Annotated in this window: 1 protein-coding gene; it reads left to right on the top strand. The window is 61.5% G+C overall.

The window, feature by feature from the left end; all coding sequences use genetic code 11:
- Positions 1-574: aminotransferase class V-fold PLP-dependent enzyme (locus tag AC097P_RS24380; protein WP_479612999.1), on the top strand; the 574-nt coding region annotated here is incomplete at both ends.

Genomic DNA, 574 nt, shown 5'->3' with positions numbered 1-574 from the left:
CGGAATAAACGGATGCTGGCCATCGCGCAGTTCTATTTGTCGGCCATCATGCTGATGTGCTTCAGCCTGCTCAAGTCGGGCGATCATGTGGTGTTCTCGCAGTCGATGTTCGGCTCCACCATCAAGCTCATCGGCAGCGAGTTCGCGCGCTTTGGTGTGGAATCGACCATGGTCCCGCAGACCGACTTGGCTGCGTGGGAGGCTGCGGTGCGCCCCAACACGCGGCTGTTGTTTGCCGAGACGCCCACCAACCCGCTGATTGAGTTGTGCGACATCCGCGCGCTGGCTGATATAGCCCACAATACGGGCGCGCTCTTGGCCGTGGACAACTGCTTTGCCACGCCCGTGCTGCAGCAGCCCCTGCGCCTGGGCGCCGACATCGTCATGCATTCCGGCACCAAGTACCTGGATGGCCAAGGCCGTGTGATGGCCGGAGCCCTGTGCGCCAGCGAGGCAATAGTGCGTGACAAATTCCTGCCGGTGCAAAAGAACTCCGGCATGGTGCTGGCGCCATTCAATGCCTGGGTGGTGCTCAAGGGCCTGGAGACATTGGAGCTGCGCATGAAAGCCCAGA

This window comes from Rhodoferax sp. ZS1R8 (assembly GCF_056521325.1).
This window is presented reverse-complemented; position numbering and strand designations above follow the sequence as displayed.